Below are 6,177 nucleotides of genomic sequence, written 5' to 3'. Positions count from 1 at the left end.
GCCCGGTGGAATACCGGACCCAGGCCCTAGCGGCCTAAGCTTTTACTTGGCCAGTCCAACTTCTTGGGACCAGTTCAAAGGTGGGGCCCTCAGTCATCTGCGATATCGCGGGGCGAACGTTAAGCCCACACCGCAGGCGCATTCGGAATCCGCTGGTCCAGCAGCGTGAACTTCCCGTTGAGGGTGGCCGGCAGCTCATCCACGAGCTCGAAGTCCAGCTCCACTTGATTTTCCGTACGGCGGATCATGAGCTGCCGGAACTGTTCGAGCTCTTCCGCTGTCGCCTTCTTGGACGGCTGCACGAGCAACACCGCTTTGCCGGGGGTGTCCTGGCGGATCTTGAACCGGTGAACGCACTCGAACTCGTGCCCGTGCACATTGAACGGAGTGGTCGAAAAGGTCTGCCCGTCCGCCTTGACCAAGCCCTCACGTCCCCTGCGAGCCAAGATGCCCTTGAACAGCGGTGTGCCCACATCGTCATGGCCGACGAGTTCCGCCGAGTCTCCCGTGTCGTAACGGACCAACGGCATACCGCGTCCGTCCAGCGTGGTGGTGACGATGCGCCCGCGCTCACCCACGTCCACCGGGCTACCGTCCTCGTTCAGCAGCTCAACGTGGCCGTAGAGCGGATACGGGTGGTAGACGAAGTCATCGTCGAGCCATGCGAACACGGACTTTTCGCTCAACCCGTAGAACACGGCCTGCTTGGCATTGGGGAACATCCGCTGCAAAACATCGCGCTGTTCGGGGCCGAACTGTTCGGACACCGGCAGCACGCCGCGGATCTTGAAGCGCCACGACGTATCGAAGTCCGCATCCTCGATCAGCCTGGCCAGGTACATGAACGTGGACGGGTAGCCGTGCAGGAACTCGATGCCGCGCTTCTGAATCAGCTCCCAGTACTCTCTGACGGTCTCCGGACTAATGGTCTGGATCCGGATGACGATCTCGCCGGTGCTGTTCATCACGAAGTACGGCCGATGTTGCGGCAAGTCCAGTCCGCGGAAGAATACTCGCCACTGGCCCAGCCGATAGCCCGTGCTCGACCAGGAATCCACCACGTAGGCCCACTCCCGCGCACCGCGATTGCGGTCCAGCAGGAAGAAGATGGGATCACCCGACGTACCCGAACTCGCGGACAGCTCCACGGTTTTCTCCGGGGCCGCAAGCATGTCGCGGTAGTGCTCGGACAACTCCTCGCGGGTGAGGATCGGCAGCTCCGCCAACGCCTCACGCGGGCTAACGTCCCCCGATGCCACGCGGTCCAGCACGTCGTAGCGCTCACCCCGCCCGTAATACGGCGCTTCACGCGCCGCCCGAAACGTCTCGGCCAGTCGCTCATCCACGGTCTCCCGTACCCACGACGGGGTTGTGCGCGCCTTCTCGATCTCGCGGATCGTTCGTTCGTAGATCGGCCCGTAACGCCTCTTAACCGGTAGCAACCGCGCTGGCGCAGCCAGAAGTTCGCGCTTGTCCGGCGGCAAATGTGCCACGAACTCACGGATAGAAACCATAAATACCCCTCCCCCATTTCACGGCGCAACCGTGTTTCTCCCCCCGGATTGCAGGGTTGCGCACACGCTCCAGTCTCCCCTTAAGTGCGTCGAACGTCACGCCGACAGGACAGAATGTATCCCCTTTGTGACTTTTGAGTCACTTCTCTCTCGACAACCCGCCGAGAGGCTCAGACGACCCACTGCGGGCTGACTAGTGGCGACGCCCGTGGCGGTGGTAAGAGCGCAAGGATGGGACACGGAGTGGAGTCTCAGTCAAGAAGTACTAATGGGAAGAGAAGAACGGGCTGGCGTGCCGCCCTTGCGCTCCGGTTGCTGATTCACAGTCACACTGACAGTTACCGACGCTCCCGGTGATAGGCGGCGTGGACCTCTTGTCGGCGCGGCAGCGCCAAATGCCCTGGGTGGCCGCGGTGATGAGCGAGTACGTCCAGGCCGTCGCGCTCCACGCGGGTCATAAGGCGATCCACTATCTGGTTCAGGCTCTGACGGCCGTCCGCCTCACGATCGATCTGGTCCAACAACCGCGCGATGGCCTCGGTCTGAGACGGATCCACGAGCTGGGGCAGGGAAGACACGTCCACATCTTCTCGGCCCCGTTGGATGGTGCCAAGACCGCGCCCACGGGCCGGCTTCTCCCGGAACCCGCCTCGGTCGCCACCGCGGCGATCCCGGTCACGCGAGCCGCCCGCTTGGGTGCCGCGAGCGCCGTCGTTCTTCGACGACGCCGCCGCCGGGACGTGCTCGCGCAACTCACCGAAACTGCCGGTGGGTTTTGTCTGCTCCCCCGACGGGAATTCGGCAGGCACCTGACGAGCTCGGTCGGTGACGTCCGAGGCACGATAGGCGTCCATCGCGATCACCAGATCCGCGACGTCCAGGAACGCCCCGGAACCGCCCGTCACGAGCACCGTGGACACACCCTTGTCCCGGTACAACGTCTGCACCCTGTCGACGAACGGCGTGATGGGCTCCCGCTCGCCAGGAATCAGGGCGCGCATGCGCTGGTCGCGGACCATGAGGTTGGTGGCGCATGTGTCCTCGTCCATGAGCAACACCTTTGCGCCGGATTCCACGGCCTCCGTGATCGAAGCGGCCTGGGATGTAGAACCCGACGCATTCGTGGTGCCGAACCGCCGCGTATCCGCGCCGGTGGGGAGGTTGTTGATGAACGGGGAGACGTCCGTCCCCGTGACGGCGCGGCCGTCCTCCGCGCGAACGGCCATCGCGTCGGCTCGGGTAATCACCAGCTCGCGGCCGTCGCCGGGCACGTGGTCGTACACCCCGCGCTCGAGGGCTTGCAGCAGCGTGGACTTGCCATGATAACCACCGCCCACGATCACGGTGACTCCCTCGGGAATGCCCATGCCGGAAACCTCCGTGCCATCACCGCGCGAGAGGGTGACCCGCAAATTCTCAGGTGGCTCGAACGGCACGGCGTGAGTGTTGAGCGGCTCGTCACGGTGCCCGGACGCGCGAGGGAGCACGGCGCCGTCGGCGACGAAAGCCACCAGACCGCGCGGGGCGAGCTGTGAGCGCACGTGCTCGGCATTCAGATAGGTGCGCACGTGGAGTTCGATCGCCGCGGCGTCCAGGTTGCGGAAAATCAGGGAGCGGTCGACGACGCTCGGCAGCACCTCGGTCAGCAACCGTTCCGCGGCGCGCCCCTTGATGCGGCGGCCCGCGGCGGGAAGGGCGATTTCGCAGCGAACCTCGACGGCGTCGTCGTCGATGAGAACCGACGAGCGCTGCAGGATCTCCTGGCCCACGCGAACCATGAAAATCCCACCGGAGCCCTTGCCGCCGTCTGGGCTGAGCAGGCGGGCGGCTCGGCCGAAAGCGCGCGTGAGGAAGTCACCCGCGGCAATGCGCTTGGCTGCCGAATCAACGAGATGCTCCGGGATGCCCGCGACCTCCCGCGGCACGCGGAGCCGCACCATGGACGGCGGCGCGTAGGGATCCGACTGCACGCGATCGACCAACAACTCGAAGTCGCCGATGCGCCAGTTGCCCTTGAGCTGTTTGTACGCGCCGTAGCTGTTGCCGTCCAGTCGCTTGAGGACGTGTGCGAGGTCAGTGCGTGGGGTGCCCATACGTCCATGGGACCACACTCGGCCAAGTCATTCCGAACGCTTTTGCAGCCTGCTCAGGATGATCGCGACCACCACGCTGGCCACGTACGTGACGCCCACAGCGATCCAGCCCGCGGTAAAGCCCCCGGTGAGGTCCACAAGCTGCCCCACGATCAGCGGTCCCGCGCCGAACCCCAGGTACATGCCGGTGGCCACCAGGCCCGACGCCGCTCCCACCTTGGCTGCCGGGGCGGCGGCCACCGTGCCGGAATTGATGATCACGTTGGCGGCCAGCGGGAGGGCCGCGTGGAACGCGATGCCCAACCACATCAACCAGCCCTGCTGAAATGCCTCGGCTGCGATCAAGAACGCCAGTCCGACCACGCCGCCCAGGCTCATGATTTGGATGAGTACGGACGGGCGCGCCATGCGGCCGGCCACGCGGCCCCACCCGATGCGGCTCAGGATGCCCAGCACACCGATCACGCCGATGATCATTCCCGCCACGGTCAATGGGAAGTCCAGCGCGCGCACGGCGAACAGCGACGAGTACACGGTGACACCCTGGGTTCCCACGGCGTTGAGGAAAGCGACGAGGGAGAACAACCAGACCGCCGTCGGCAATTTTTCGCGACCGGGCGCCGCCGGTTTGGCGGGGGCGGGCGGAAGGGGGCGGGCGGCGATGTCGCGCTCGACCTTGGTGATGATCAGCCACGCGATCACCAACGCGGGAACGCAGGCCGCCGCCCCGATCAGCGCGGAGGTCTGCCAGCCGAAAGCAGCGCCCAGGAACGGAAACGTGAGCCCCGAAATCAGCAGCCCCATCTGCACGCCGGACTGCTTCCAACCCATCCAGCGGCCGCGTTGAGTGAAGCTCGTGCGCTGGGCGATCAGGCGGTTAGTGGCGGGATTTGAAAAGGACTGCGCGACACCGGCAATCAGAGCAGCGGCCAGCAACACCACAAAGGACTGCCACATGGCGCTCACCAGGAACGCCACCACGATGCCCGAGAAGATCAACGCGATCTGGAAGCGCGGGGTGAGCTTGTCCGCGAGCACCCCGAGGAACGTGGCCGTGACGCCGGCGGAAATGTAGACAGCCGCCAGGATGAACCCGTATTGGCCCTCGGTGATGCCGTACTCGTCCACGATCAGCGCGCTCAACGAGCCCAACGCGTAATTGAACACCGGCCCAATGGCCATGGCCCCCATCAACACGACCAGCAGCACTCCCGGCGCGCGGTTCGAGGCATCAGATGTGGGACGTGTCACCCACAGCACATTAGCGGGCCTAACTGATTCACGACAGGGGTGGTCCGGAGAGCGAGACGGCTCGGTGGATCGGTGACGGGTTCAGCGGCCCGCAGAGTCACGGTCTGGTCCGCCCGCTACTGCACGGCGCGGGCATCCTCACGTAGGCTCGTAGAACGGACTACGGAGGCGATCAACATGAGTGAAGAGCTTGACCCGGACCTTGCCCGCGCCTTGAGCGAGCCCGCCCGGCTCGTGCGTGCGGACCCAGCATTGCTGGAGGTTGTGCGTGATGCTGGAGCACCGGCTCAACGACAACTGCTCACGCAGAGTTCCGAAGCATCCTCACCCGAAGACCGCTATGCGTCCGCCGCCATGCTTGCCGCGCTGTTCAATGACCGTGGCCCCCTTGATCAGGCCGCCCGCGGGTACGGTTCCACTCCTCCGCGCGAACTCGTGGCACTGTCCGAGGTGGAGGCCCTGCGCCCCGCGCTCAAGAAGTCACTGTCCAGTCCGGTGCTGACCGGCTTGCTGGAGTGGGCTACCAAGCCCGACCCCGCCGATCCGCCTCTCGAACTCGCCATGGCCGCCCGCGATCTGGAGCTCGACAACGCCTCGGTCCTGCGCTCCGTGGCCAGCCGTGCCGAACAGGTCGCCCAGCAGACCACCAAGCGCAATCAGCGGGGCCCGCTCGAACGGGTGACCGAGGTGCTGCGGCAGGCAGCCGACCGTGGCCACGAAACGGGTGGAGCGACGCCGGCGGCGGTGGATGAACCCGCCTCGAGGCCCTCGCCCCAGGACCCCGTGAACTCCTCGGGCAGCTCGGGTCCGGCCGTGACCACGAGCGGCATCCCGGAGTCCGAGCTGGTCGACGAGAACGAGCCGGATCCGTTCGCCAACGACACCTCGCAGAAGAACCCGCGCGGCACCGAGTACCCCGGCACCGGTGTGCCCGTGCGCGATTCGCTCAACGGCCCGCGCCCAGACGCACAGGATCAGCCCAAGCGGGACAAGATTTTCGACGCCGATCGCTTCTGGCCCATGGGCCCCCGCAAGACCGACGACGCCGCCGGCGCACCTCCCTCGGATCAGCCGCCTGTGGAGCCGGGACCGCCGCGCGAGCCCTCGACCTCGGAGCTGTACTACGGGGTGGGCAGTGACCGCTACGCGGACCGGGACCCCAACAGCCCGGAAACCCGGGACAGCGACAAACACGTGCTGCGCAACTGGGGCATCGTGTTCCTGGTGATCATCGCGATCATCTTTGTGCTGACGCTCGTGCTGTAGGGCCGTCTGCGCCGCATAAACATGTGAGTCCGTAAAAGTGCCATTCGTTGAGT

4 protein-coding genes are annotated in these 6,177 nt (G+C 65.7%); 1 reads left to right on the top strand and 3 read right to left on the bottom strand.

From position 1 onward, the window contains the following. Positions 1-119: 119 nt before the first annotated feature. The 3 genes from EWV37_RS12950 to EWV37_RS12940 form a co-directional block, all read right to left on the bottom strand. Positions 120-1,514, bottom strand: coding sequence for a phenylacetate--CoA ligase family protein (locus EWV37_RS12950; RefSeq protein WP_129702075.1), 1,395 nt, complete (start codon positions 1,512-1,514; stop codon positions 120-122). Between the two features lie 338 nt (positions 1,515-1,852). After that, complete coding sequence (locus EWV37_RS12945; RefSeq protein ID WP_129702073.1) at positions 1,853-3,607, bottom strand: ABC-ATPase domain-containing protein; 1,755 nt, start codon at positions 3,605-3,607, stop codon at positions 1,853-1,855. A 27-nt stretch (positions 3,608-3,634) separates the two neighbouring features. After that, positions 3,635-4,858 carry an MFS transporter gene (locus EWV37_RS12940; protein WP_129702071.1) on the bottom strand — a complete coding sequence of 408 codons (1,224 nt, stop codon included), beginning with the start codon at positions 4,856-4,858 and terminating at the stop codon, positions 3,635-3,637. A 177-nt stretch (positions 4,859-5,035) separates the two neighbouring features. Here EWV37_RS12940 and EWV37_RS12935 point away from each other — a divergent pair, with 177 nt between their 5' ends. Then, positions 5,036-6,124, top strand: coding sequence for a hypothetical protein (locus EWV37_RS12935; RefSeq protein ID WP_129702069.1), 1,089 nt, complete (start codon positions 5,036-5,038; stop codon positions 6,122-6,124). Positions 6,125-6,177 lie beyond the last annotated feature (53 nt).

The organism is Kocuria carniphila (genome assembly GCF_004136555.1).
Classification (GTDB): domain Bacteria; phylum Actinomycetota; class Actinomycetes; order Actinomycetales; family Micrococcaceae; genus Kocuria; species Kocuria carniphila.
Note: the sequence above shows the minus strand (reverse complement) of the source record. Positions and strands in the feature narration are given on the sequence as shown.